The organism is Kitasatospora sp. NPDC101447 (assembly GCF_044767225.1).
Taxonomy (GTDB): Bacteria; Actinomycetota; Actinomycetes; order Streptomycetales; family Streptomycetaceae; genus Kitasatospora.
In genome coordinates, this window is the sequence record NZ_JBIWNL010000003.1 from 288,770 (window position 1) to 313,234 (window position 24,465).

General features: G+C 72.2%; 20 protein-coding genes. 4 read left to right on the forward strand and 16 right to left on the reverse strand.

Annotation, left to right across the window (positions count from 1 at the left end; genetic code table 11):
- Positions 1-144: 144 nt before the first annotated feature.
- The 4 genes from ruvX to ACIRST_RS06275 are packed head-to-tail and all read right to left on the reverse strand — an operon-like array spanning position 145 to position 4,190.
- Positions 145-624, reverse strand: coding sequence for a Holliday junction resolvase RuvX (ruvX, locus tag ACIRST_RS06260; protein ID WP_350521250.1), 480 nt, complete (start codon positions 622-624; stop codon positions 145-147).
- Complete coding sequence (gene alaS / locus ACIRST_RS06265; RefSeq protein ID WP_402800469.1) at positions 624-3,293, reverse strand: alanine--tRNA ligase; 2,670 nt, start codon at positions 3,291-3,293, stop codon at positions 624-626. The genes ruvX and alaS overlap by 1 nt, the downstream gene beginning before the upstream one ends.
- A complete protein-coding gene (locus ACIRST_RS06270) occupies positions 3,293-3,706 on the reverse strand; it encodes a DUF6167 family protein (protein WP_402800470.1) in 414 nt (137 codons plus the stop codon). Before ACIRST_RS06270 ends, alaS begins: the two co-directional genes overlap by 1 nt.
- A 4-nt stretch (positions 3,707-3,710) precedes the next feature.
- Positions 3,711-4,190, reverse strand: coding sequence for a DUF948 domain-containing protein (locus ACIRST_RS06275; RefSeq protein WP_396550422.1), 480 nt, complete (start codon positions 4,188-4,190; stop codon positions 3,711-3,713).
- A gap of 220 nt (positions 4,191-4,410) precedes the next feature.
- Between ACIRST_RS06275 and ACIRST_RS06280 the strand changes: the two genes are divergently transcribed.
- Positions 4,411-6,639, forward strand: a complete 2,229-nt coding sequence (locus tag ACIRST_RS06280) for an ATP-binding protein (RefSeq protein WP_402800471.1) — start codon at positions 4,411-4,413, stop codon at positions 6,637-6,639.
- A 48-nt stretch (positions 6,640-6,687) separates the two neighbouring features.
- Positions 6,688-7,014: a tetratricopeptide repeat protein gene (locus tag ACIRST_RS06285; RefSeq protein WP_350521255.1), complete on the forward strand. Its 327-nt coding sequence runs from the start codon at positions 6,688-6,690 to the stop codon at positions 7,012-7,014.
- Positions 7,015-7,161: 147 nt separating this feature from the next.
- Here the strand turns inward: ACIRST_RS06285 and rpsD are convergent, their stop codons facing one another.
- The 8 genes from rpsD to ACIRST_RS06325 all read right to left on the reverse strand — a co-directional run bounded on the left by rpsD (position 7,162) and on the right by ACIRST_RS06325 (position 15,600).
- A complete protein-coding gene (rpsD, locus tag ACIRST_RS06290; protein ID WP_196952100.1) occupies positions 7,162-7,776 on the reverse strand; it encodes a 30S ribosomal protein S4 in 615 nt (204 codons plus the stop codon).
- 310 nt (positions 7,777-8,086) lie between these two features.
- Complete coding sequence (locus ACIRST_RS06295; protein ID WP_402800474.1) at positions 8,087-9,550, reverse strand: replication-associated recombination protein A; 1,464 nt, start codon at positions 9,548-9,550, stop codon at positions 8,087-8,089.
- 53 nt (positions 9,551-9,603) lie between these two features.
- The gene (locus tag ACIRST_RS06300) at positions 9,604-10,215 is read right to left on the reverse strand and encodes an antibiotic biosynthesis monooxygenase (RefSeq protein WP_402800475.1); all 612 of its coding nucleotides are present in this window, start codon (positions 10,213-10,215) and stop codon (positions 9,604-9,606) included.
- Positions 10,216-10,287: 72 nt separating this feature from the next.
- Positions 10,288-11,091, reverse strand: coding sequence for a polyphosphate kinase 2 (ppk2, locus tag ACIRST_RS06305; protein ID WP_350521258.1), 804 nt, complete (start codon positions 11,089-11,091; stop codon positions 10,288-10,290).
- A 136-nt stretch (positions 11,092-11,227) separates the two neighbouring features.
- Positions 11,228-11,734, reverse strand: a complete 507-nt coding sequence (locus ACIRST_RS06310; RefSeq protein WP_350521259.1) for an N-acetyltransferase — start codon at positions 11,732-11,734, stop codon at positions 11,228-11,230.
- A 97-nt stretch (positions 11,735-11,831) separates the two neighbouring features.
- Positions 11,832-13,622 (reverse strand): aspartate--tRNA ligase, encoded by a 1,791-nt coding sequence (gene aspS, locus ACIRST_RS06315; RefSeq protein ID WP_396550434.1) that lies wholly within the window; start codon positions 13,620-13,622, stop codon positions 11,832-11,834.
- Positions 13,619-14,881: a histidine--tRNA ligase gene (gene hisS, locus ACIRST_RS06320; protein ID WP_350521261.1), complete on the reverse strand. Its 1,263-nt coding sequence runs from the start codon at positions 14,879-14,881 to the stop codon at positions 13,619-13,621. Before hisS ends, aspS begins: the two co-directional genes overlap by 4 nt.
- 11 nt (positions 14,882-14,892) lie before the next feature.
- Positions 14,893-15,600 carry an MBL fold metallo-hydrolase gene (locus ACIRST_RS06325; RefSeq protein WP_350521262.1) on the reverse strand — a complete coding sequence of 236 codons (708 nt, stop codon included), beginning with the start codon at positions 15,598-15,600 and terminating at the stop codon, positions 14,893-14,895.
- Positions 15,601-15,850: 250 nt separating this feature from the next.
- Between ACIRST_RS06325 and ACIRST_RS06330 the strand changes: the two genes are divergently transcribed.
- Together ACIRST_RS06330 and ACIRST_RS06335 are read left to right on the forward strand one after the other, a co-directional pair.
- Positions 15,851-16,693 (forward strand): peptidylprolyl isomerase, encoded by an 843-nt coding sequence (locus ACIRST_RS06330; protein ID WP_350521263.1) that lies wholly within the window; start codon positions 15,851-15,853, stop codon positions 16,691-16,693.
- A 276-nt stretch (positions 16,694-16,969) separates the two neighbouring features.
- The gene (locus ACIRST_RS06335) at positions 16,970-18,199 is read left to right on the forward strand and encodes a DUF349 domain-containing protein (RefSeq protein WP_350521264.1); all 1,230 of its coding nucleotides are present in this window, start codon (positions 16,970-16,972) and stop codon (positions 18,197-18,199) included.
- 64 nt (positions 18,200-18,263) lie between these two features.
- On the opposite strand, the gene ACIRST_RS06340 is transcribed toward ACIRST_RS06335, so the two are convergent.
- The 4 genes from ACIRST_RS06340 to secD form a co-directional block, all read right to left on the reverse strand.
- On the reverse strand, positions 18,264-20,678 hold the full coding sequence (locus ACIRST_RS06340; protein ID WP_396550483.1) for a RelA/SpoT family protein: 2,415 nt from the start codon (positions 20,676-20,678) through the stop codon (positions 18,264-18,266).
- Between the two features lie 191 nt (positions 20,679-20,869).
- Positions 20,870-21,421 carry an adenine phosphoribosyltransferase gene (locus ACIRST_RS06345; RefSeq protein WP_402800477.1) on the reverse strand — a complete coding sequence of 184 codons (552 nt, stop codon included), beginning with the start codon at positions 21,419-21,421 and terminating at the stop codon, positions 20,870-20,872.
- A gap of 28 nt (positions 21,422-21,449) precedes the next feature.
- A complete protein-coding gene (secF, locus tag ACIRST_RS06350) occupies positions 21,450-22,538 on the reverse strand; it encodes a protein translocase subunit SecF (protein WP_350521266.1) in 1,089 nt (362 codons plus the stop codon).
- Positions 22,539-22,542: 4 nt separating this feature from the next.
- Positions 22,543-24,363, reverse strand: a complete 1,821-nt coding sequence (gene secD / locus ACIRST_RS06355; RefSeq protein WP_402800480.1) for a protein translocase subunit SecD — start codon at positions 24,361-24,363, stop codon at positions 22,543-22,545.
- Positions 24,364-24,465: the final 102 nt, after the last annotated feature.

The window sequence follows — 24,465 nt, forward strand, 5'->3', positions numbered from 1 at the left end:
GCGTGCCGGCGCGCCCGCCGCGCGCACCCACCTCTCCCCCCTACCCACACAACTTCGCGAGCTGCCCCCCCCCCCGCCCCGCGGGGGGGGCGGGGGCGGCCCCCCCCCCCCCCACCCCTCAATCGGGACGTTAGATCAGGCTCCTCAGCCGACCGCCTCGACGCTCTCACCGGGCGGGCGTCCGCTCACCCGTTCGGACTCAAGGGCGGTCTGCAGGATCACCACCGCGGCGGCCTGGTCGACCACCGAGCGGCCCTTCTTCGCCTTGACCCCCGACGCCCGCAGCCCGTGGGTCGCGGTGACGGTCGACATCCGCTCGTCCACCAGCCGCACCGGCACCGGGTAGAGCCGGTTGGCCAGCCGCGCCGCGTACGCCCGGACCTTCTCCGCCGCCGGGCCCTCCTTGCCGCTCAGCGAGCGCGGCAGCCCGACGATCACCTCCATCGCGCCGTACTCGTCGACGATGGCGGCGATCCTGGCCTGCGACTTCACGCCGGCCGGGACGGTCTCCACGGGCGTGGCGAGCACCCCGTCGGGGTCGCAGGACGCGACCCCGATCCGGGCGTCACCGACGTCGACGGCGATCCGCCGCCCACGCCGGAAGGGCCTCTCCTCCTGCTCCATCAGCTGGCGCGCTCCGCGACCAGGCCGCGCACCGCGGCGATGGCCTCGCCGACCGCGGCCGGGTTGGAGCCGCCGCCCTGGGCCACGTCGTCCTTGCCGCCACCGCCGCCGCCGAGGGTCTTGGCGGCGGTCCGGACCAGCTCGCCGGCCTTGATGCCGCGACCGCGGGCGTCCTCGTTGGTGGCGATCACGGTCAGCGGGCGGTCGTTCGCCACGGTGAAGGCGGCGACCACGGCCGGGCGCGAGCCGAGGCGGCCGCGCACGTCCAGGACCAGCTTGCGCAGCTCGTCCGCACCCACGCCGTCGGCGACCTGCGCGGCGACCACGGCGATGCCGTGCACGTCCTCGGCCGAGTCGGCCAGGCCCGCCGCGGCGGCCAGCACCTTCTCGGCGCGGAAGCGCTCGATCTCCTTCTCGGCGTCCTTGAGCTTGGCGAGCATGCCCGAGATCTTCTCCGGCAGCTCCTCCGGACGGCCCTTGACCAGATCGGTGAGCTGGGAGACCACGGTGTGCTCACGCGCCAGGAACTTGTACGCGTCGACGCCGACCAGCGCCTCCACGCGGCGCACGCCGGAGCCGATCGAGGACTCGCCGAGCAGCTTCACCAGGCCCAGCTGGGCGGTGTTGCCGACGTGCGTGCCACCGCACAGCTCCTTGGAGAAGTCGCCGATGGTGACGACCCGGACCTCGTCGCCGTACTTCTCGCCGAACATCGCGATGGCGCCGGCCTTGCGGGCCTGGTCCATCGTCATGACCTCGGCGGTGACGTCGAGTTCGCGGCCCAGCACGTCGTTGATCTTCTGCTCGACGTCGACCAGCACGGTGCCCGGGACGGCCGCGGGCGAGCCGAAGTCGAAGCGGAAGCGGCCGGGGGCGTTCTCGGAGCCGGCCTGGGCGGCCGTCGGGCCGAGCGCGTCGCGCAGCGCCTGGTGGGTCAGGTGGGTGGCCGAGTGGGCGCGGGCGATCGCCCGGCGGCGCTCGGTGTCGATCGTGGCGTACGCCGAGGCGCCCAGCACGACCTCGCCGAACAGCACGCCGCCGGAGTGCACGATGACGCCCGGGACGGGCTGCTGCACGTCGCGGATCTCCACCACCGCGCCGGACTCCAGCCGGATCCGGCCGTGGTCGGCGAGCTGGCCGCCGCCCTCGGCGTAGAACGGGGTGCGGTCGAGGATGATCTCGATCTCGTCGCCCTCGGAGGCGGCCGGCGAGGGCACGCCGTCCACCAGCAGGCCGACCACGGTGGCCTCGCCCTCGGTGAGGGAGTAGCCGGTGAAGACGCTCGCACCGGACTTGTCGGCGACCTCGCGGTACGCGGCGACGTCGGCGTGGCCCATCTTCTTGGCCTTGGCGTCCGCCTTGGCGCGGTCCCGCTGCTCCTGCATCAGGCGGCGGAAGCCGGCCTCGTCCACCTGGAGGCCCTGCTCCTCGGCCATCTCCAGGGTGAGGTCGATCGGGAAGCCGTAGGTGTCGTGCAGCTTGAACGCCTGCTCGCCGGAGAGCACCACGCCGCCGGACTGCTTGGTGTCGGTGACCGCGGCGTCCAGCAGGTTGGTGCCGGCCTTCAGGGTCTGCAGGAAGGCCGCCTCCTCGCCGACGACGACCGTCTCGATGCGCTTGCGGTCGGCCTCCAGCTCGGGGTACTGCGGCGCCATCGCCTTGATGGCGACGTCGATGAGCTCCTTGGCCACCGGCTCGGTGGCGCCCAGCAGGCGCATGTTGCGGATGGCGCGGCGCAGGATGCGGCGCAGCACGTAGCCGCGGCCCTCGTTGCCGGGGGTGACGCCGTCGCCGACCAGCATCAGCGCGGTGCGGATGTGGTCGGTGACCACGCGCAGCGAGACGTCCGACTTGTGGTCGGCGCCGTAGGCGTGACCGGTCAGCTCGGCGGCGCGGTCGAGGATCATCCGGCTGGTGTCGATCTCGAAGAGGTTGTCGACGCCCTGCAGGATGGCGGCGAGGCGCTCCAGGCCGAGGCCGGTGTCGATGTTCTTGCTCGGCAGGTCGCCGAGGATCTCGAAGCCGTCCTTGCCGTCGCCGTGGCCGCGCTCGTACTGCATGAAGACCAGGTTCCAGATCTCCAGGTAGCGCTCGCCGTTGACGGCCGGGCCGCCCTCCTCGCCGTACGCGGGGCCGCGGTCGTAGTTGATCTCCGAGCACGGGCCGCACGGGCCGGGGACGCCCATCGACCAGAAGTTGTCCTTCATGCCGAGGCGCTGGATCCGCTCGGCGGGGACGCCGATGACGTCACGCCAGATCTGCTCGGCCTCGTCGTCGTCCTTGTAGACGGTGATCCAGAGCTTCTCCTCCTCCAGGCCGTAGCCACCGTCCGCGACGGGCGTGGTGAGCAGGTCCCACGCGAACTTGATGGCTCCTTCCTTGAAGTAGTCGCCGAAGGAGAAGTTGCCGCACATCTGGAAGAAGGAGCCGTGCCGGGTGGTCTTCCCGACCTCCTCGATGTCCAGGGTGCGCACGCACTTCTGGACGCTGGTGGCGCGCGAGAACTGCGGCTTGACCTCGCCCAGGAAGTAGGGCTTGAACGGCACCATGCCGGCGTTGACGAGCAGCAGGGTGGGGTCGTCGGCGACCAGGGACGCCGACGGAACGACGGTGTGGCCGCGCTCCTCGAAGAAGCGCAGCCAGCGGCGGCGGATCTCAGCCGACTCCATTATTGGTCCTTCCGGTTCGGGGTGCCGCCCCGCGGCGGCAGGGCGCGGCGGGGCGTTTCTTCAATGGCTTGGGGAGCGGTTCGGGAACCGCGGGCGGGGGGCAGGGCGGCGGCCCGGCTTCCGGGCGCCGCCGAGATAGCTCGGTACTGCGGCTCGCCGCGCAGGACTCTTCGGGGCTCCACCACGGCGGTGCCGTGCAGCCCGAGGTCGTCCTTCAGCTGCTCCTCGCGCTCGGCCATGCCGGCCCGCACGTCCTGGGCGAACTGCTTGGCGAGGTCGCCCAGGTGCAGCGCGCCGCGCGCGGCGGTACCGGAGAGGCTGTCCGGCGTGAGCTTCTGCACCGCGCCGTTGGCCTTCTTCATGGCCCACACCGCGGCACCGGCGCCGACCGCCATCCAGAAGATGCGTGCCATGACGTCAGCCCCTCACCGCTCGACGGACCCTGGAGAGCAGGCCGCCCCTGGGCGCGGTCGCGGCACGCACCTCGGCCCGGATCAGCCGGGCCAGCTCGTCGCGCTCGCCGGTCTGCAGCGGCACGGACGGCAGGTGGCCCTGCTGCTTGGCGACGGCCTTGCGGACGCCGTAGCTGAAGGCCGCGACCTTCACCAGCGGTCCGCCCAGGGTGGCGGCCACGGTGGAGGAGAGCGCGTTGGCGTTGGCGGCGGCGTCCTGCACGTTGGCGGTGATCTCGTCCACCCGCTCCAGCTGCTCGTTGGCGCTGCGCACCGCGGCGCCCGCGTCGGTCAGCAGCGGCACGGCCTGTTCGGTGACGGCGGAGACCAGGACGGCGGCCTCCTTCAGCACCCGCGAGAGGCGGACGAGGACCACGGCGAGCAGGGTGACCAGGACCGCCCAGAACACGGCGACGAGCAATCCGGCCAGCTCTCCCACGGACACCTTTGCGCGCTCCCTCGCCTTGCTGTTCTCCAGACGGAACCCTATCGCGCCCACGCCCGGTTTCCGGACCGGGTTGTCGACGCGGTCGGTCCGACCGGGTGTGCGATCCGCGCGCGTAACCTACCGGCCGGTCACCTCGTTCTGCCAGGCAGGCCGTCGCGCGGACGGCCCGAGCACGTCCGGGCCGCGAACGGTCCGGCCTGGGAGACGGGAGCAGCGCTTGGCCGGCGACTGGACAGCACAGCCCGGGGAGCCCCCGGCGGGGCCGCGCGAGCCGGAGCACGGCCGGCTGCCGGCCGAGGTGACCGGCTTCGTCGGGCGGCAGCGGGAACTGGCCGAACTGGCGGGTCTGCTGGCCACGGCCCGGCTGGTGACGGTGACCGGTCCGGGCGGGGTGGGCAAGAGCCGGCTGGCGCTGCGCGCGGCGGCCCGCGCGGGCGGCGGGTTCCCGGACGGCACCTGGCTGGTGGACATCGCCCCGGTGCAGGACCCGCTGCTGCTCGGCCACGCCGTCCTGGAGGCCCTGCGGCTGACCGACGGCACCGCCCGTCCGCCGCTGGACGTGCTGACCGAGCGGCTGGCCGGCCGCCGCCTGCTGCTGGTGCTGGACGGCTGCGAGCACCTGGTCGAGGCCTGCGCCGAGCTGGCGGACGCGCTGCTGCGGGCGCTGCCCGGCCTGCGCCTGCTGGCCACCAGCCGCACCGCGCTGCGCGCCTCCGGCGAGCACCTGCTGACCCTCGCGCCGCTGCCGGTCGACCCGGCGCCGGCCGGGCCCGCCGGGCCCGGCGCGCTGCCGGACGCGGTGCGGCTGTTCGCCGACCGGGCCCGGGCGGTGCTGCCCTCCTTCGCGGTGACCGAGGCCAACGCCGAGGCGGTCGGCCTGCTCTGCCGACGGCTGGACGGCATCCCGCTGGCCGTGGAGCTGGCGGCCGGGCGGCTGCGGGCGCTGTCCGTGGAGCAGATCACCGCCCGCCTGGACGACCGCTTCCGGCTGCTCACCGGCGGCTCCCGGACGGCCCTGCCGCGGCACCAGACGCTGCGGACGACGATCGGCTGGAGTCACGAGCTCTGCACGGTGCAGGAACGTTTACTCTGGGCCCGCCTGTCGATCTTCGCCGGCAGCTTCGACCTTGAGGCCGCCGAGTACGTCTGCGCCGGCGACGGCATCGAGCCCGAGGACGTGCTGGACCTGCTCGACGAGCTGGTCGCCAAGTCCGTGGTGCTGCGCGAGGACAGCGCCTTCGGCGTCCGCTTCCGGCTGCTGGACACCCTGCGCGAGTACGGCGGCCACTGGCTGCGCGCCGCCGGCGAGGAGCCGCGGCTGCGCCGCCGCCACCGGGACTGGTACCTGGGCGTCGCCACCTGGGGCGAGGTGGAGTGGTTCGGCCCCCGCCAGGCGGAGACCGCCGAACGCACCGCGCTGGCCCACACCAACCTCCGAGCGGCGCTGGAGTTCTGCCTCGGCGAGCCCGGCGAGGAGCAGATCGCCCTGCTGCTGGCCGGCACGCTCTGGTTCTACTGGGTCGGCTGCGGCCACCTCGGCGAGGGCCGGCACTGGCTGGACCGCGCACTCGCACTGGACCGCGAACCCACCGAGGCCCGGGCCAAGGCGCTCTGGGTGACCGGCTACACGGCCACGCTCCAGGGGGACCTGGCCGCCGCCCGTCCCGCCCTGGAGGAGTGCCGCCGCCAGGCCCTGGACACCGGTGACGACCGGGCCCTCGCCTACGCCGTCCACCGCCAGGGCTGCGCCGCCCTGATCGGCGACGACCCGCACCGCGCCGCCGAGCTGTTCGAGGAGGCGCTCTGGCACTACCGGACCATCGGCGAGCTCAACAGCAACGTCGCGATGGCCATGCTGGAGCTCGGCCTGGCCTACCTGTTCCAGGGCGACCTGGACAGCGGTGAGCTCTGGTTCGGCCAGGCCCGCGAACTGTGCGAGGAGCACGGCGAGCAGTGGGCGTACGCGTACGTGCTGTACGCGACGGCGTACTCGCACTGGCTGGACGGCGCGGTCCAGGCGGCCCGCGCGCTGGCCCGGGAGTGCGTGCGGCTGAACCACCTCTTCCACGACCTGCTCGGCATCGTGCTGGGGATCGACCTGCTGGCGCTGCTGGAGACCGAGCCGAACGGCCCGGACGAGGCGGGCGACCTGCGCGAGGCCCGGGTGCTGCAGGGCGCCGCGCACCGGATCTGGCGCGCGGTCGGCACGCCGTTCCTCGGCTCGCGGAACTTCTTCGGCACCCACCAGGAGTGCGCGGAGCGGGCCCGGGCCGGGCTGACCGAGCAGGAGTACCGGGAGTGCTACGAGGCCGGGGCCCGGCTGGACGTGGACGAGGCCGTCAGCCGGGCGCTCGGCGGCGGAGGCTCGGCGGAGGGCCCCGAGCGCGGTCCGGGGCCCTGCTCGGTGCCGCCCGCGCCGGCCCCCTCGCCGGTCCGGAATAGTTGAAACTTGTCCGTTGCTTGAGGAGGCAAGGATCCACCCGGAAGGAGCACCATGGCCGTCCACAACACCGCCGACGAGTACCGCATGGCGACGTTCTACTTCGACTCCAAGGCGTACACCGACGCCGCCCGCATGCTTGAGGGCGTGCTGGCCGAGGAGCCGGCCAACCTCTCCGTCCGGCTGCTGCTCGCCCGCAGCTACTACCACTCCGCCCAACTCGGCCGCGCCGAGGCCGAGTTGATCCGGATCCTGGACGCCGACCCGGCCGAGGACTACGCCCGGATGATGCTCGGCCGCACCCTGGAGCGCCAGGGCCGCACCGAGGAGGCCCGCCCGCACCTGCGGCTGGCCGCCGCGATGGCCGGCGAGAGCGTCTGACCGGCGGCGCCCGGGAAACCGGCGACGTCGGGAGAACCGGCGGCACCCGGAGAACCGGCGGCGCCCGGAAAAGGGGCAAGCCCCCGCCGCCTCGAAAGGCGACGGGGGCTCACTCGTGGTCCTGCGAAGAGCGGAACCGCTCGCGGGTCAGCGCGAGTAGTACTCGACGACGAGCTGCTCGTCACAGATCACCGGGACCTCCTTGCGCTGCGGCGCACGGTCCAGGCGGAAGGCCAGGGCCTTCAGGTTGACCTCAAGGTACTTCGGGGTCTGGCCCTCACCCGCGTAGCCACCCTCACGGGCGACCTGGAAGGGGACCTTCTCCTTGCTGCGCTCGCGGACGGTCACCACGAAGCCCGGCTTCATCTGGAACGACGGCTTGTTGACCTTGCCACCGTTGACCTCGATGTGGCCGTGGACGACCATCTGGCGGGCCTGGTAGATGGTGCGGGCGATGCCCGAACGCAGGACCAGGGAGTCCAGACGGGTCTCCAGCTCGGCGACGAGCGCCTCACCGGTCTTGCCCTCGGCCTTCTTCGCGCGGTCGAACGCACGCGACAGCTGCTTCTCGCTCAGGTCGTACTGGGCGCGAAGACGCTGCTTCTCAAGCAGACGGACCTTGTAGTCCGAGTTCTGCTTGCGACCACGGCCGTGCTGGCCGGGCGGGTACGGGCGGGCCTCGAAGTACTTGACGGACTTCGGGGTCAGCGGCACGCCGAGCGCACGCGCGATCTTGACCTTGGGACGCTTCTGGTTCGCCATGAACCAAACCTTCCTTGCTCACGAATACGGCTTCACCAGGTGTTGACGGAGGTCGCATGTCGCGACCCGGAGAAAACCCCGCCGCCTGCGCGATGGGATCAGCCGCTCTCCGGAGCCGGGCACGAAAGTGCTTGTCACACGGGCCGGCCCAGAACCTGGGCCACCCGCGACACCGAAACGGTGCGCGACGCTCCTGGTGCGGGCCCCTCGGAAGGGGCCTACCGCCGATGTCCCGCTGGTGCGGCCGGTCGGTGGGGTCTCCCCCGCCGCCGTCCCGGGACATGGCACTCCGACCGAGTATAGCCGCCGGTCACTCGCCCTTGTGCCCGGGCTCCCGCTCCGGCTCCCGCTCGGCCTTCCCGGGCTGCCGCTCCGCCTGCTGCTCGGGTTTCCCGGCCTGCCGCTCCGCCTTCTGCTCGCTGCGCCGCTCGCCGCGCAACCGCCCCCGGGTCCACTCCACGACGTCCGCGTACCGCGCCTCGCCGCCGCGCCGGGTCGGCTGGTAGTACTCCCGGCCGTGCACCGCGTCCGGGGCGTACTGCTGGGCGGCGATGCCCTCCGGCAGGTCGTGCGGGTACCGGTAGCCCTTGCCGTGGCCGAGCTTGCCCGCGCCGCCGTAGTGGGCGTCCCGCAGGTGTGCCGGCACCGCACCCGCCAGGCCCTGCCGGACGTCCGCCAGCGCCGCGTCGATCGCCAGGTACGCCGCGTTGGACTTGGGCGCCAGCGCCAGCGCGATCGCCGCCTGGGAGAGGATGATCCGCGCCTCCGGGAAGCCGATCAGCGCCACCGCCTGCGCGGCCGCCACCGCCGTCTGCAGCGCCGTCGGGTCCGCCAGGCCGACGTCCTCGCTGGCCGAGATCATCAGCCGGCGGGCGATGAACCGCGGGTCCTCCCCCGCCTCGATCATCCGGGCCAGGTAGTGCAGGGTCGCGTCCACGTCGCTGCCGCGGATCGACTTGATCAGCGCGCTCGCCACGTCGTAGTGCTGGTCGCCGTCCTTGTCGTAGCGGACCGCCGCGTGGTTGACGGCCGTCTCCGTGGTGGCCAGCGTGATGCTCGGCTCGCCCTTCTCCAGCGCCGCCCCGGCCGCCGCCTCCAGCGTGGTGAGCGCCCGCCGGGCGTCCCCGCCGGCCAGCCGGACCAGGTGGTCCTCGGCCTCCTCGGTCAGCTCCAGCGCGCCCTCCAGGCCGCGCTCGTCGGCCACCGCCCGGCGCAGCAGTGCGCGGATGTCCTCGTCGGTCAGCGACTCCAGGGTGAGCAGCAGCGAGCGGGACAGCAGCGGGGAGATCACGGAGAAGTACGGGTTCTCGGTGGTCGCCGCGATCAGCGTGACCCAGCGGTTCTCGACGGCCGGCAGCAGCGAGTCCTGCTGGGCCTTGGAGAAGCGGTGGATCTCGTCCAGGAAGAGCACCGTCTCCCGGCCGGACATCCCGACCGCGCGCCGGGCGCCGTCGATCACCGCCCGGACCTCCTTGACCCCGGCGGTGATCGCGGACAGCTCGACGAAGCGCCCCTCGACGGCCTGGCTGATCACGTGCGCCAGCGTGGTCTTCCCGGTGCCGGGCGGGCCCCAGAGGATCACCGAGCTGGTGGCCGCCGGCCCGCGCGAGCTCGTGACCAGCCGCCGCAGCGGCGAGCCGGGCTTCAGCAGCTGCCGCTGCCCGGCCACCTCGTCCAGGGTGCGCGGGCGCATCCGTACGGCCAGCGGCGCCCGGCCGGGCTCCCTGGTCTGGAGTTCCTCGGCGGCGGCGGTGAAGAGGTCCGGTTCGTCCACACCGGAAGCCTATGCGAGGCCGCCGACACGCCGGGGCGGTCCGGGGCCGGGCCCTACGAGCGACGGTGGTCGAGCAGGACGACCTCGAACTCCTCCAGCGACCACACCGTGACGCCGGCCGCCGCGACCGCCCTCGCCCGGGCGTCGGCCTGCGGACCGCGCGAGGCCACCAGCGTCTCCCGGTCCGCGAAGATCGCGCCCACCGAGGCGCGCCCGGTCGCCCGGTCGACCAGCATCGCCGCGGAGACGAACCCCGGCGACTTCTCCAGCACCGGCAGCGCGCGGTCCCGGAAGACTTCCGCCATCCGGTCCACCGCGGCCGGGTCGGCGTCGGTGCGCACCACGCGGAACCAGGCGCCCGGCCCGGCCTCGCCGGGCGGGGTCTCCACCGCGACCTCCCACAGGGCGGTGGCCGCCGTGCCCTCGAACGGCGCCAGCAGCTCGGCGCGGCGCGCCCGCAGCTCCCGGTCGCTGTCCCGCTCGGCCTGCGCGGACTCCCACCACGAACCCATGGTGATCTTGCCGAGCTCGCGGTCGGCGAACAGCCCGTAGCCCCGGTAGCCGGGCTGGGCGGTGAGCAGCCCGACGGCCTCGGCCCTGAACCCGTCGAGGGTCCGGTCGATCCGCTCCGGGTTGCCGGTGGCGTAGACGGTACGGACGAACATGAGCGCGCCTCCTGCGGACGCCCGGGCGCCACACGGGGCCGGTTCTCGACAGCAGCGCCCGGCGGGCCCCGTCTACTCCAGTCTGGCAGCGTGGTCCGGGACGTACTTCTGCAGGTCGCGCGGGGGCCGCTGGTAGCCGCGCGGGGCCGGGCGCGGCGGCAGGTCGATCCGCGGCGCCTTGATCTCGTGGTACGGCACGGTGGACAGCAGGTGGGCGATCATGTTGATCCGGGCCCGCCGCTTGTCGTCACTCTCCACCACGTGCCAGGGCGAATCCGGGATGTCGGTGTGGATGAACATCTCGTCCTTGGCCCGCGAGTAGTCCTCCCAGTGGGTGATCGACTCGACGTCCATCGGGGAGAGCTTCCAGCGCTTCATCGGGTCCCCCAGCCGGGCCCGGAAACGCTGTTCCTGCTCGGTGTCGCTCACCGAGAACCAGTACTTGCGCAGCAGGATGCCCGCCTCGATCAGCATCCGCTCGAAGTTCGGGCACTGGTGCAGGAACTGCCAGTAGTCCTCGTCGGAGCAGAAGCCCATCACCCGCTCGACCCCGGCGCGGTTGTACCAGCTGCGGTCGAAGAGCACGATCTCCCCGGCCGCGGGCAGGTACTCCACGTACCGCTGGAAGTACCACTGGGTCTTCTCCCGCTCGGTCGGCGTGGGCAGCGCCGCGACCCGGGCGATGCGCGGGTTCAGGTACTCCGTCACCCGCTTGATCGCTCCGCCCTTTCCCGCGGCGTCACGTCCTTCGAAGACCACCACCAGCCGGGCGCCCTCGACCCGCACCCACTCCTGGAGCTTCACCAGCTCCTGCTGCAGCCGCAGCAGCTCCCGCTCGTACGGCTTCCTCGCCAGTCGCTCCGGCTTCGCGGCCACCCTCTGATCCTCCGTCCGACCCGTGCTGATGCACACTCACCGTAGGCGCAGCACGGCGGGTCCGCAGGGCGGACCGGGACGGACCGGCGGCGGGACGAACCGGCGGCGGGACGGACCGAGGAGGAGCCGCGGCGGTCTAGACCGCGACGAAGGGCTCGGGGTAGCGGCAGAGCCCGCGCGGGCCGCCGTCGTACGACGCCAGCGGCAGTGCCTGGAAGTACGCGTCCGGCACCTCGAACGGGCCGACGACCTCGTGCCGCCCGGCCGGCGAGAAGCCGAACCGCGCGTAGTACGCCGGGTCGCCGAGGACGACCACGAGCTTCTCCCCCGCGTCCTCGGCCGCCGACAGCGCGGCCCGGACGACGAGTTCGCCGACTCCCCTGCGCTGCCACTCCGGTGCCACGGCGACCGGCGCGAGCGCCAGCGCCTCACCGTCCCCGACCCGCAGCCGGGTCAGCAGGGCGTGGCCGACCACCAGGCCGGTCCCGTCGACCGCGACCACGGACAGCCCGGGCAGCCAGGCGGGATCGCGGCGCAGCGCGTCCACCAGGTCCGCCTCGTCCGGACCGGGGAACGCGGCCATGTGGACGCGTCTGGTCGCCGGGGCGTCCGCCGGACGTTCCACTCTCGTTATGACCTGCATCGGTCAACTCTCCCTGTGTCACACGTCGTTGTGGACCGGCCCCGGACGGTGGGTGGACCGTCCGGGGCCGTTGCAGGTTAGCGGATGTGACGCTTCGTCAGGCCTTGGGCTCAGCCTCGGACTTGGCGTCCTCGCGGACCTTGGGCTTGGCGTCCACGCCGGCCTCGCGGCGCTGCGCCGGAGTGATCGGGGTCGGCGCGCCGGTCAGCGGGTCGCCACCGGTGGACGTCTTCGGGAAGGCGATGACGTCCCGGATGGTGTCGTACCCGCCGAGCAGCGTGACGATCCGGTCGAGGCCGAAGGCGACACCACCGTGCGGCGGCGGGCCGTAGTTGAAGGCGTCCAGCAGGAAGCCGAACTGCGAGGCCGCCTCCTCCTCGGAGAGGCCGATCGCGTCGAACGCCCGCTTCTGCACGTCGCGCTGGTGGATACGGATCGAACCGCCGCCCAGCTCCGAGCCGTTGAGGACCAGGTCGTACGCGTTGGACAGCGCCGAGCCCGGGTCGGTGTCGAAGGTGTCCAGCGACTCCTTGGTCGGGGCGGTGAACGGGTGGTGCACCGCGTGCCAGCCCTGGAAGGCGCCCTTGTCGTCCTCGATCGGCTCGAACATCGGGAAGTCGACGACCCAGAGGAAGGCCCACTTGGACTCGTCGATCAGCTCGCAGCGGCGGCCGATCTCCAGGCGGGCGGCGCCGAGCAGCTCCTGGGAGGCGCGCTCCTTGCCGGCCGCGAAGAAGACCGCGTCGCCGTTCTTGGCGCCCGCGGCGGCGGCCAGGCCGGCCAGGTGCTCCTCGGAGAGGTTCTTGGCGACGGGGCCGCGCAGCTCGCCGGTCTCGGCGTCGATCAGCACGTAGGCCAGGCCCTTGGCGCCGCGCGCCTTGGCCCAGTCCTGCCAGGCGTCCAGCTGCTTGCGCGGCTGCGAGGCGCCGCCGGGCATGACCACGGCGCCGACGTACGGGGCCTGGAAGACGCGGAACTCGGTGCCCTTGAAGTACTCGGTGAGGTCGGTGAGTTCCTGGCCGAAGCGGACGTCCGGCTTGTCGGAGCCGAAGCGGCCCATGGCGTCCGCGTAGGTCATCCGCGGCAGCGGGTTCGGGACCTCGTAGCCGTGCACCTCGCGCCAGATCGCACCGATGATCTTCTCGCCGAGGGCCAGGATGTCCTCCTGGTCGACGAACGAGGCCTCGATGTCCAGCTGGGTGAACTCCGGCTGCCGGTCGGCGCGGAAGTCCTCGTCGCGGAAGCAGCGGGCGATCTGGTAGTAGCGCTCCATGCCGGCCACCATCAGCAGCTGCTTGAACAGCTGGGGCGACTGCGGCAGCGCGTACCAGTGGCCGGGCTGCAGGCGGACCGGGACGAGGAAGTCGCGGGCGCCCTCGGGGGTGGAGCGGGTGAGGTACGGCGTCTCGATGTCGAGGTAGTCGTTCTCCTCCATCACCCGGCGGATGATGTTGTTGACCTTGGAGCGCAGGCGCAGGCCCTTGGCCGGGCCCTCACGGCGCAGGTCCAGGTAGCGGTAGCGCAGCCGGACCTCCTCGTTGACCGTGCCCGGCTCGTACTCGGCGACCGGGAAGGGCAGCGGGGCGGCCTCGGAGAGCACCTCGATCTCGCTGACGACGACCTCGACCGCGCCGGTCGGGATGTCGGGGTTCTCGTTGCCCTCGGGGCGGACGCGGACGTCGCCGACGACCTTGACGCAGTACTCGGCGCGCAGGCCGTGGACCGAGTCGAGGTCGCGGACCACGATCTGCACGGTGCCGGAGGCGTCGCGCAGGTCGATGAAGGCCACGCCGCCGTGGTCGCGGCGGCGGGCGACCCAGCCGGCCAGGGTGACGGTGGTGCCTGCGTGCTCCGGGCGGAGCGTGCCCGCGTCGTGCGTGCGGATCACAGCTGCTTCTCCTTCAGGGTGGTGACGAGTGCGTCGAGGCCGACGGGGGTCTGCTCGCCGGTGCTCAGGTCCTTGAGCTGGACGACGCCCTCGGCGAGGTCCCGGTCCCCGGCGATCAGGGCGAAGCGGGCGCCGGACCGGTCGGCGGACTTCATGGCGTTCTTGATGCTCTTGACGCCGAAGGCGAGGTCGGTGGCCACGCCGGCCCGGCGCAGCTCGATCACCTTGGCGAACAGGACGTTCTTGGCCTCCTCGCCGAGCGCGACCGCGTACACCGCGGTGGCGGCCGGCAGGTCGAGGGTGACGCCCTCGGCCTCCAGCGCCAGGAAGGTGCGGTCCACGCCGAGCGCCCAGCCGACGGACGGCAGCGCCGGGCCGCCGATCATCTCGGAGAGGCCGTCGTAGCGGCCGCCGCCGCCGATCGCGGACTGGGCGCCGAGGCCGTTGTGCACGAACTCGAAGGTGGTGCGGGTGTAGTAGTCCAGGCCGCGGACCAGCTTCGGGTCGTCCACGAAGGCGACGCCGGCCGCGGTGAGCAGCTCGCGGACCTTCTCGTCGTACGCCTTGCAGTCCTCGCACAGGTAGTCGCGCAGCATCGGGGCGCCGGTGAGCTGGGCCTGCACGGACTCGCGCTTGTCGTCCAGCACGCGCAGCGGGTTGATCTCGGCGCGGCGGCGGGTGTCCTCGTCCAGGTCCAGGCCGGAGAGGAACTCGATCAGCGCGGCGCGGTAGACCGGGCGGCACTGCTTGTCGCCGAGGCTGTTGAGCAGCAGCGAGTAGTCGCGCAGGCCCAGCGAGCGGAAGGCGTCGTCGGCCAGGATGATCAGCTCGGCGTCCAGCGCCGGGTCCTCGGCGCCGATCGCCTCGGCGCCGACCTGGGAGAACTGGCGGTAGCGGCCCTTCTGGGCGCGCTCGTAGCGGTAGTACGAGCCGGAGTACCAGAGCTTGACCGGCAGGTTGCCCTGCTTGTGCAGGTTGGCCTGGAGCGCGGCGCGCAGCACCGAGGCGGTGCCCTCGGGGCGCAGCGCGAGCTCGTCACCGCCCTTGGTGGTGAGGTTGTACATCTCCTTGGTGACGATGTCGGTGGACTCGCCGACGCCGCGGGAGAAGAGCTTCACGTCCTCGAAGACCGGGGTCTCGACGTAGCCGTAGCCGGCCCGGCGGGCGGGCGCTGCGATGCGCTCGCGGATCGCCAGGAAGGTCGCGGAGCTGGGGGGCAGCAGGTCGTAGGTGCCCTTGGGGGCGGTGAAGGTGCTCAACTTCTCTTCCGTCACATTCCTCGTCGCGGGAAAGCCGGGGCGCCTGCCGCCCCTGCTGCCTGTCGGAGGTAGGGGTTGGTGGCGCGCTCGCGGCCGATGGTGGTCTGACCGCCGTGGCCGGAGAGGACCACGGTGGAATCGTCGAGGGGCAGGCACACCCGGGCCAGCGACGTCATGATCGCCTCGCTGTCCCCGCCCGGGAGGTCGGTACGCCCGATGGAGCCGGCGAACAGCAGGTCGCCCGAGAACAGCACCGGGGGGAGGTCCTCGGCACCGGGCGTCCGGAAGGTCACCGACCCCCCGGTATGGCCCGGGGCGTGGTCCACGGTGAGCTGCAGGCCGGCGAGCTCCAGCACGCTGCCGTCGGTGAGCTCGCGCACGTCGTCGGGCTCGCCGACGGTGAGCTCGCCCATCAGCTGGGTGCCCAGGGAGCGGCCGAGCGCCTTCTCCGGGTCGGACATCATGTACCGGTCCTCGGGGTGGATCCAGGCCGGGACGCCGCGGGCGCCGCAGACCGGGACCACCGAGGCCACGTGGTCGATGTGGCCGTGCGTGAGCAGCACGGCGACCGGCTTGAGCCGGTGCTCGCGGACCATTTCCTCGACGCCGCGGGCCGCCTGGTGGCCCGGATCGACGATGACGCACTCCTCGCCCGCCGCCGGAGCGACCAGGTAGCAGTTGGTGCCCCAGGCTCCAGCGGGGAATCCGGCGATGAACACGCGCGTCCTTCGGGTGTGCGGCGGTCGGTTTGCGAGAACCACCTGTAGTGATGCTGCCTATTGGTTACTCAGGGGCAGCCTACCGGCGGTCCGGCTCCGGTTGCGAACCAGATAGGGGTGGCGGGAGGGGCCGCGTGTCAGGTTCACCTCGCCCTTACGGGCCCGGTCCCTACACTTGGCCGCCGGGGGATGCGATGATCCGCTCCGGAATCCATCCACTTTTTCCGCACATGCGTAGGAGACACGGCCGGTGGTCAGCAGCGAACAGCGGCGGCGGCAGCTCGCCCGCGAGAAGTACGAGCGCCAGATGGAGCGGCGGATCGAGGTCGCGGCCGCGCGCCGGCGCCGCAACACGGTCCTGGGCGCCTCGTTGGCCGTCGTGGTCCTGGCCGGCGGCGGGACCCTGATCGCCACCGGCGCGTTCAGCTCGGACGACAAGGACAAGACCTCGGCCGCGAGCAGCGCGCAGGCCGCGCCGACCCAGACCGGCGAGCCGACCGCCCCGACCCGCAAGCCGGTCGAGGGCTGCACGGACCCGGCGCCGGGCGCCCCCAACGGCAAGCAGTGGCAGGCCGAGCCGGCCATGTCGATCGACCCGGGCGCGTCGTACACGATGGCGCTGGACACCAACTGCGGCAAGGTGACGATCGCGCTGGACGCGGCCAAGGCCCCGCACACGGTGAACTCCTTCTCCTTCCTGGCGGGCGAGAAGTACTTCGACCACACCAAGTGCCACCGCCTCACCACGGACGGCATCTTCGTGCTCCAGTGCGGCGACCCGACCGCCAGCGCGACCGTCCCGGGCGGCACCGGCGACCCGGGCTACAAGTTCGCGGACGAGAACCTGGCCGGCGCGACGTACCCGGCGGGCACCGTGGCGATGGCCAACTCCGGCCCGGGCACCAACGGCAGCCAGTTCTTCCTGGTCTACAAGGACACCAAGCTGCCGCCGAACTACACCCCCTTCGGCAAGATCAGCGGCGGCCTGGACGTGGTACAGAAGATCGCCGCCGCCGGCACCCTGGAGGGCTCCCCGGACGGCCACCCGATGGCCGATGTCACCTTCAACTCCGTTACGGTGTCGAAGGGTTGATCGGCTCCGGGGCCGGTGGAACCCTTGTCGAGCCGGCGCACCGCCGCCGTCCTCGCCCGGCCCCGGCCCGAAATCGCCCGGCCCGGATGCGGACAGCACCGGGCCTGGTCGCCTATGTTGGCGTTGTATAGGGTGCCCGGACCCGCCTAGCCGTCACCCTCGGCAGAAAGGCACGGCGGACGGGGACGGCGGACTCATCGGTCCGCCGCACATCAACTGTGGACGACGGACGCGCGCCGCCCCGGCGCGGGCGCGACGTCATGTGGAGGACGCGCTATGAGCAGCGACCCGTGGGGCCGTGTGGACGAGCAGGGCACGGTCTACGTCAGGACGGCCGACGGCGAACGCGTCGTGGGTTCCTGGCAGGCCGGCTCGCCCGAGGAGGCCCTCGCCTACTTCGAGCGCAAGTACCAGGGCATCGAGGTGGAGATCGGCCTGCTGGAGAAGCGGGTGCGCACCACCGACCTGGCCGCCAAGGACGCCCAGACCGCGCTGGAGCACCTGCGCGCGCAGGTGGTCGAGGGGCACGCGGTCGGCGACCTGGACGCCCTGGCCAAGCGACTGGACACGCTCGCCGGCGAGATCGAGACCCGGCGGGAGGAGCGCAAGGCCGCCCGCGCCAAGGCGCAGGACGAAGCCCGCGCGGCCAAGGAGGCGCTGGTCTCCGAGGCCGAGCAGCTCGCCGAGTCCACCCAGTGGCGGGAGGCCGGGGACCGGCTGCGCGCCCTGGTGGACACCTGGAAGGGCCTGCCGCGCCTGGACCGCAAGAGCGACGACGAGCTGTGGCACCGCTTCTCGCACGCCCGCTCGGTCTTCTCCAAGCACCGCAAGGCGCACTTCGCCACCCTGGACGCCGAGCGCGACAAGGCCCGGCAGACCAAGGAGTCGCTGGTCGCCGAGGCCGAGGCGCTGTCCTCGTCCACGGACTGGGGCAGCACCGCGGCCGCCTACCGCGACCTGATGGCGCGCTGGAAGGCCGCCGGCCGGGCCCAGCGCGACATCGAGGACGAGCTGTGGGCGCGGTTCCGCGGCGCGCAGGACGTCTTCTTCCAGGCCCGCTCCGCGGTGTTCAGCGAGCGGGACGCCGAGCAGGTGGAGAACCAGAAGCTCAAGGAGGCGCTGGCCGTCGAGGCCGAGGCGATCCTGCCGATCACCGACCTGAAGGCCGCCAAGGCCGCGCTGCGCGAGGTCAACGAGCGCTGGGAGGCGATCGGGCACGTGCCGCGCGAGGTCCGTCCGAAGCTGGACGGCCGGCTGAACGCGGTCGAGCGGGCGATCCGCGAGGCCGAGGACGCCGAGTGGAAGCGCTCCAACCCGGAGGCCAAGGCCCGCGCGGCCGGCATGGTCGGGCTCTTCCAGGCCAAGGCGGACAAGATCCAGGCCGACCTGGACAAGGCTCGCGCGGCCGGCAACGCCGGCAGGATCGCCAAGCTGGAGTCCGAGCTGGCCGGCGTGCAGACCCTGCTGGACCAGGCGCACAAGAGCCAGGACGAGTTCAGCGGCTGATCCGACGGCCGTCGAACGCCGAGAGGGGCCCCGGGAAGATCCCGGGGCCCCTCTCGTGCGTCCGCTACTTGCGGGCGGAGGTGACGCGGTAGACGTCGTACACGCCCTCGACGCCGCGCACCGCCTTGAGCACGTGGCCGAGGTGCTTCGGGTCGCCCATCTCGAAGGTGAAACGGCTCATCGCCACCCGGTCCCGGGAGGTCTGCACCGCCGCCGACAGGATGTTGACGTGCTGGTCGGAGAGCACCCGGGTGACGTCGGAGAGCAGGCGGGAGCGGTCCAGCGCCTCGACCTGGATGGCCACCAGGAAGACCGAGGACTGGGTGGCCGCCCACTCGACGTCGATCATGCGCTCCGGCTGCTGGCTCAGCGACTCCACGTTGACGCAGTCGGCGCGGTGCACCGAGACGCCGTTGCCGCGGGTGATGAAGCCGACGATCGGGTCGCCCGGCACCGGGGTGCAGCAGCGGGAGAGCTTGACCCAGACGTCCTCGACGCCCTTGACGATCACGCCCGGGTCGCCCTTGGCCCGGCGGCGCACCGCGCGGCGGGTGTCGTGCGTCGGGGTGGCGGTCTCCGCCAGGTCCTCGGTCGCGCCCTCCTCGCCGCCGAGCGCCTGGACCAGCTTCTGGACGATGTTCTGCGCGGCGACGTGCCCCTCGCCGATCGCGGCGTAGAGCGAGGAGATGTCGGGGTAGCGCATCTCGTGGGCCAGCGTGACCAGCGAGTCGCCGGTCAGGATCCGCTGGATCGGCAGGCCCTGCTTGCGCATCGCCCGGACGATCGCCTCCTTGCCGTGCTCGATCGCCTCCTCGCGGCGCTCCTTGGAGAACCAGGCGCGGATCTTGTTGCGGGCGCGCGGCGACTTGACGAAGCCCAGCCAGTCCCGGGAGGGACCGGCGTTCTCCGCCTTGGAGGTGAACACCTCGACGGTGTCGCCGTTCTCCAGCGTCGACTCCAGCGGCACCAGCCGCCCGTTCACCCGGGCGCCTATCGTCCGGTAGCCGACCTCGGTGTGCACCGCGAAGGCGAAGTCGACCGGGGTCGCACCGGCCGGCAGGGCTATCACGTCGCCCTTGGGGGTGAAGACGAAGACCTCGTTGCTGGCCAGGTCGAAGCGCAGCGACTCCAGGAACTCACCCGGGTCGGCGGTCTCCTTCTGCCAGTCCAGCAGCTGCCGCAGCCAGGCCATCTCGTTGACGGCGCCGGCCTTGTCGTCCTTGCGGGTCTGGGTCGGGGTGTCGGTGCGGACCTTGGACGCCCCGGCGACCGCGCGCTGCTTGTACTTCCAGTGCGCGGCGATGCCGTACTCGGCCCGCCGGTGCATGTCGAAGGTGCGGATCTGGAGTTCGACGGGCTTGCCGCCGGGACCGATCACCGTCGTGTGCAGCGACTGGTACATGTTGAACTTGGGCATCGCGATGTAGTCCTTGAACCGCCCCGGCACCGGGTTCCACCGCGCGTGGATGGTGCCCAGTGCCGCGTAGCAGTCGCGGACGGTGTCGACCAGGACCCGGATGCCCACCAGGTCGTAGATCTCGGCGAAGTCCCGGCCCCGGACGATCATCTTCTGGTAGACCGAGTAGTAGTGCTTCGGCCGGCCGGTGACGGAGGCGGTGATCCGGGCGCCGCGCAGGTCCGCCTGGACCTGGTCGATCACGGTCGCCAGGTACTCGTCCCGCTTGGGGGCACGCTCGGCGACCAGCCGGACGATCTCGTCGTACATCTTGGGGTAGAGGATCGCGAAGGCGAGGTCCTCCAGCTCCCACTTGATGGTGTTCATGCCCAGCCGGTGCGCCAGCGGGGCGTAGATCTCCAGGGTCTCGCGGGCCTTCTTCTCCTGCTTCTCCCGCTTGAGGTAGCGCATCGTGCGCATGTTGTGCAGGCGGTCGGCGAGCTTGATCACCAGGACGCGCGGGTCCTTGGCCATCGCGACGACCATCTTGCGGACGGTCTCGGCCTGCGCGGCCTCGCCGAACTTGACCCGGTCCAGCTTGGTGACGCCGTCCACCAGCAGGGCCACCGAGTCGCCGAAGTCCTTGCGCAGGGTCTCCAGGCCGTAGTCGGTGTCCTCGACGGTGTCGTGCAGCAGCCCGGCCATCAGGGTCGGGGCGTCCATGCCGAGCTCGGCCAGGATCGTCGCCACGGCCAGCGGGTGGGTGATGTACGGGTCGCCGCTCTTGCGCTTCTGCCCGCGGTGCCACTTCTCGGCGACCGCGTACGCCTTCTCGATGTCGCGCAGCAGTGCCGGGTCGGCCTTGGGGTCGTTCGCCCGGATCGAGCGGAACAGCGGCTCCAGGACGGGGTTGAGCACGCTGGAGCGCTGGCCGCCGAGGCGGGCCAGGCGGGCGCGCATGCCGCCGGTGGAGCCGCGGCCCGAGGGAGCGAGCGATCGCGAGGAGGTCGGCGCCGGGCGTGCCGGGGTGGCCCCCGAGGGCGTGGGACGGTTTTCGGGGGTGGCCGCTGCGGCCGTGGGCACAACCTCGTCGGGCAAGGACAACTCCTCGGGGCACCGGGCCGACCCCTGCCGGGGCCCGAACGGACGGACACAACCGGGAGGGGATGAATCTTCATGGTACCGAGCCGGGCGCCCCGGTGTTCATCCGGCCGGGCCAGGAAACGGAAGGGCGGCAGTCGGATGTTCCGACTGCCGCCCTTCGCGGGGGTGCCTCAGACCGTGACCAGCGTCTCCAGCGGAGCGCCGGCCAGGTGCCCGGCCAGCCGCGCGCGGCCGTCCAGGAAGCCCAGCTCCATCAGCACCACGACGCCCACCAGCTCGGCGCCGGCCTCCTTGACCAGGTCCAGCGAGGCGCCGATGGTCCCGCCGGTGGCCAGCACGTCGTCCACCACCAGCACCCGCTCACCGGGTGCGAAGGCGTCGCACTGCACCTCCAGCGTCGCCGAGCCGTACTCCAGCTCGTACGAGCGCCGGAACACCTCGCCGGGCAGCTTGCCCTGCTTGCGGATCGGCACGAAGCCGAGCCCGGCCGAGAAGGCCGCCGGGGCGGCCAGCACGAAGCCGCGGGCCTCCAGGCCCACCACCTTGGTCGCCCCGAGCTCCTTCGCCCGGTCCGCCAGCGCCCTGGTGAGGGCGCCGAAGGCCTCGGCGTCGGCGAGCAGCGGCGCGATGTCCTTGAACAGCACACCCGGCTTCGGGTAGTCCGGGACGTCCCGGATCCGGCTGTTCAACAGCTCGGCCAGTGCGGTGTCGGCGGTGGTCACGGTGGTGTCCTCGGGGTCGTGGTTCGGGTCAGCGCTTGGTGGACGGACGGCCCTTGGCACGGGTGCCGGCCGAGCGGCCACGCTGACCGACCATACCCGCAGGCTGGCCCTCGTCCGCGAGCTCGTCCCCGGGCACCGCGTCCTCGGTCCGGCCGGCCGCGGCCCGGTGCTGCAGGACCCGCTTGCGCAGCGCCTTCATCTCCGGCTGCTCCTCCTTGAGCTGCGCCAGCAGCGGGGTGGCGACGCAGATCGAGGAGTAGGCACCGGCGGCGAGACCGATGAACAGCGCGAGCGAGATGTCGTTCAGCGTGCCGGCGCCCAGGATGCCGCCACCGATGAACAGCAGCGCGGCGACCGGCAGCAGCGCCACCACGGTGGTGTTGAGCGAGCGGACCAGGGTCTGGTTGAGGCCCGCGTTGGCCGCCTCGCTGTAGGTGAGCTTGTTCTGCTTGGCGATCCCCTTGGTGTTCTCCTTCACGGTGTCGAAGACGACGACCGTGTCGTAGAGCGAGTACCCGAGGATCGTCAGGAAGCCGATCACCGTACCGGGGGTGACCTCGAAGCCCACCAGGGCGTAGACGCCGATGGTGATCAGGAGGTCGTGGATGAGGGCGACCAGGGCGGCCACCGCCATCCGCCACTCGAAGGCGATCGCCAGGTAGACCGTCACCAGGATCATGAAGATGATCAGACCCGTCATGGCCTTGTTGGAGATCTGCTTGCCCCAGCTGGGGCCGATCACCTGGGCCTCGACGGTGTCCAGCGGAACGCCGATCTTCTCGGCGAGCTGCGAGCGCACCTCGTCGGAGCTCTTCGGCTCCTCGGTGCTGACCTGGATGCGGATCTTGCCGTTGTCGGTGGACTGCACCAGCGGGTGCGAGGAGACGACCTGGTCGGCCTTGTCCTGCGCCTGCGAGACGGTCAGGCCGGGCTTGGACACGGTGTAGACCGAGCCGCCCTTGAACTCGATGCCCAGGTGCAGGCCCATGGCCAGACCGATCGCCGCGACCAGCACGATCACGCCGGAGATGGAGTACCAGAGCTTGCGGCGCCCGACGAAGTCGAAGCTGACCTCGCCCTGGTAGAGCCGGTGGCCCAGGTTGGAGAAGCGCGACACGGTGTCAGGCCTCCTTCACGGCGGCAGAGGAGGGGCTACGGCGACGGCTGCTGCGCAGCGGCGGGCGGGCGCCCAGCCGCTTCGGGTCCAGACCGGACCACGGGTGGCCGTCGAGGAAGAACTTGCGGCGGGCCAGCAGCGTGATCAGCGGCTTGGTGAACAGGAAGATCACCACGACGTCGAGCGCGGTGGTCAGACCGAGGGTGAACGCGAAGCCCTGGACCTTGCCGACCGAGACCACGTAGAGCACGGCGGCACAGAGGAAGGACACGAAGTCCGAGACCAGGATCGTGCGCCGGGCGCGCGGCCAGGCCCGCTGGACCGCCGGGCGCAGCGGGGCGCCCTCGCGGACCTCGTCGCGGATGCGCTCGAAGTACACGATGAAGGAGTCGGCGGTGATACCGATCGCGACGATCGCACCGCAGACCGCGGGCAGGTTCAGCGCGAAGCCGATCCCGCCGCCGAGCAGGCTCATGATCGAGTAGGTCAGGGCCGCCGAGACGAGCAGACCGGCGATCGAGACCAGGCCGAGGCCGCGGTAGTAGACCAGCGAGTAGGCGACCACCAGCAGCATGCCGATCGCACCGGCGACCAGGCCGGCCTTGAGCTGGTCGCTGCCGAGCGCCGGGGAGACGGTGGTGATGTCGCTCTTGGCGAACTCCAGCGGCAGGGCGCCGTAGCCCAGCACGTTGGACAGGTCCTGCGCCTCGGTCTGGGTGAAGCGACCGGTGATGACCGCGCTGCCGCCCGAGATCGGGCCGTTGACCTGCGGGTGCGAGACGACCTGGTTGTCCAGCACGATCGCGAACTGGCTGGTCGGCGGGGCCTGGGTGGCCAGCTGGCCGGTGATCTTGGCGAAGGCGTCGGTGCCGGTGCCGTTGAACTGCAGCTGGACCTGCCATCCGGCGCCGGTCTGGGTGTCGAGCGAGGGCTGGGCCTTGGAGACGTCCGAGCCCTTCACGGCCACGGGGCCGAGCGCCAGCTTCTCGTAGTAGCCGTTCTCGGCCTTCTGGGAGCAGGCGACGACGGCCTTGTCCTCGGGGCCGGTCTGGGCGCTGCGGACCTCGGGCTTGGAGCAGTCGAGGGTGGCGAACGCGGTGGACAGCTCCGGCGGAACGGTGCCCTGCGTCATCGCGGCGCTCAGGTCGGCGGCGCTCGGCGGGGTCGCGGCGGCACTCGGGGTCGCGGCGGCGCTGGGAGCGGCGCTGCCGGTGGCGGCGGCGGACGGGGCCGCGCTCGCGCCGGTGGCGGCGGGCGACGGGGTGGTGCCCTCGGCGGCCAGTGCCTCACCGACGGTGCGGCCCTGCTTCGTGGCGCTCGCGCCCGCGGACGGCGTGCCGGTCGCGGCGGGCGCGGTGGCCGACGGGGTCGCGGCCGGGGTGCCGGTGGCGGGGGCGGACGGGGTGCCGGTGGGGGCCGGAGCGGTGACGCCGCTGGGGGCCACGGCCAGGACCGGGCGGAAGAACAGCTTGGCGGTGGTACCGACCTGGTCCGCCGCGTTCTGCCGGTCGCCGCCCTTGGGGATGTTCACGATGATCGTGTTGTCGCCCTGGGTCTGGACCTCCGCCTCGGAGACACCCATACCGTTGACACGGCGCTCGATGATCCCGGTGGCGATGTCCATGTTGGACTTGCTGATCGCCTTGGGGTCGGTCGACTTCGCGGTCAGCGTGATGCTGGTGCCACCTGCGAGGTCGATCCCGAGCCGGGGCTTCGTGTTGCCCGTCCCGAACATGAGGGCGACCAGTCCGACGGTGACGACCAGGATGAGGGCCAGCGCCCGCCCTGGGTAGCCGTCGCGCGGGCGCGACTTGGGTGTTGCCACCTTGCTCGTTTCTCCCTGTCCATGCCACCTCCCCGACCGGACCCCCGTCCGGCTCGTGGCTGGACAGGGGTCCGGGTGGTTCTGCGGCCCTGAGGTCCTGTG

Excerpts from the sequence above, each read along its gene's own strand:
- ruvX (WP_350521250.1), bottom strand. The coding sequence starts at position 624 with ATGGAGCAGGAGGAGAGGCCCTTCCGGCGTGGGCGGCGGATCGCCGTC.
- alaS (WP_402800469.1), bottom strand. The coding sequence starts at position 3,293 with ATGGAGTCGGCTGAGATCCGCCGCCGCTGGCTGCGCTTCTTCGAGGAG.
- ACIRST_RS06270 (WP_402800470.1), bottom strand. The coding sequence starts at position 3,706 with ATGGCACGCATCTTCTGGATGGCGGTCGGCGCCGGTGCCGCGGTGTGG.
- ACIRST_RS06285 (WP_350521255.1), top strand. The coding sequence starts at position 6,688 with ATGGCCGTCCACAACACCGCCGACGAGTACCGCATGGCGACGTTCTAC.
- rpsD (WP_196952100.1), bottom strand. The coding sequence starts at position 7,776 with ATGGCGAACCAGAAGCGTCCCAAGGTCAAGATCGCGCGTGCGCTCGGC.
- ACIRST_RS06300 (WP_402800475.1), bottom strand. The coding sequence starts at position 10,215 with ATGTTCGTCCGTACCGTCTACGCCACCGGCAACCCGGAGCGGATCGAC.
- ACIRST_RS06310 (WP_350521259.1), bottom strand. The coding sequence starts at position 11,734 with ATGCAGGTCATAACGAGAGTGGAACGTCCGGCGGACGCCCCGGCGACC.
- ACIRST_RS06335 (WP_350521264.1), top strand. The coding sequence starts at position 16,970 with ATGAGCAGCGACCCGTGGGGCCGTGTGGACGAGCAGGGCACGGTCTAC.